At 71.8% G+C, this 1,098-nt stretch carries 1 protein-coding gene and 2 pseudogenes; all 3 read right to left on the bottom strand.

Annotated elements, in window-relative coordinates; translation table 11 throughout:
- A pseudogene (locus tag CCN29_RS36330) lies at window positions 1-132 on the bottom strand (DUF742 domain-containing protein); the annotation flags it as partial.
- Window positions 132-520: pseudogene (locus CCN29_RS28615) on the bottom strand (roadblock/LC7 domain-containing protein). The pseudogenes CCN29_RS28615 and CCN29_RS36330, both read right to left, overlap by 1 nt.
- Window positions 517-1,098 (bottom strand): ATP-binding protein (locus CCN29_RS28610; protein WP_143661396.1); only part of this gene is annotated, 582 nt, incomplete at its 5' end. The gene CCN29_RS28610 and the pseudogene CCN29_RS28615, both read right to left, overlap by 4 nt.

The following is a 1,098-nucleotide window of genomic DNA, read 5'->3' as shown; positions in this document are numbered from 1 at the left end:
CCGCTCGGGGGCCAGCGTGACCAGGGTGTGCAGCGCCAGTTCGTCCGAGGACGGCAGGCTCCGGCCGCCGGTGATGACGTAGGAGCGGACGAAGTCACTGGTGACGGGTGATTCCTCGGCGGGACCCGTCATCAGCCGACACCGTTGTCGGAGCGGGGAGCCACGCTCATGGCCTTGTTCAGCGCCGTCACCGTCTTCTGCATGCGGAACGACACCGCCTCCATGTCGACGTCCACCGCCGCCGAGACCGCCAGGTAGGAGCCCTGCCCGGCCGCGATCAGGAAGATCCAGCCGCCGTCGTACTCCAGCAGCGTCTGCTTCCAGATGCCGTGGCCCGCGCCGACGAAACCGGCGACCGCCCGGCTCAGCGACTGCATGGAGCTCATCGCGGCCGCGTTGGTCTCCGCGTCGTCGCGCGAGATGTCGTCCGAACGCTGGAGCAGCAGGCCGTCGCCCGAGACGAGGACGGNNCGCGCACCTCGAGCACGTCGTTCAGCACCCACGACAGGTCGGTCTTCACTGGTGGTCAGGTCCTTCCGTGGTGTTCGTGGTCCGTCCGAGGTGGGTGCCGCGTGCGAACGCCCCCAGGCGCGACGCGGTGACCTCGCCGGACGACTCCGAGGTCTCCTCGTCGACGGCGGCCGGGTCCGGTGGGGGCGGCACCACCGCGATGGGGCCCTGACGGCGCCGCCGCTTGGGCAGCCCGCCGGACGTCGTGCCCACCACGCGCGACGGGCCCACGGGCACCGGCGCCAGGCGCTGCGGAGTCTCCTCCTGCCCCTCCTCGGCGGGCTGCCGCTCCGGCTCGGNNCCGTACGGGGAGACCGAGCCGACGGAGACGTGGAAGCCGTAGCGGTTGGCGAGCATGCCGCACACCGCGAAACCGAACCGGGGCGGGTCACCGAGACCGGTGATGTCGACCGCGCCCTCGGCGGACAGCAGGGCCGCGGCCCGGTCCTTGGTCTCCTGGTCCATGCCCAGACCGGCGTCGTCCACGATGAAGCACACACCCGACGGCACGGCCTGGATGTTGACCTCCACCGGGGTGCCCGGCGCGCTGTAGGTCGTGGCGTTGTCCAGCAGCTCCGCCAGCACCAC

Source organism: Streptomyces pseudogriseolus (assembly GCA_002154585.1).
In the GTDB taxonomy this organism is placed as follows: domain Bacteria; phylum Actinomycetota; class Actinomycetes; order Streptomycetales; family Streptomycetaceae; genus Streptomyces; species Streptomyces pseudogriseolus.
This window is presented reverse-complemented; position numbering and strand designations above follow the sequence as displayed.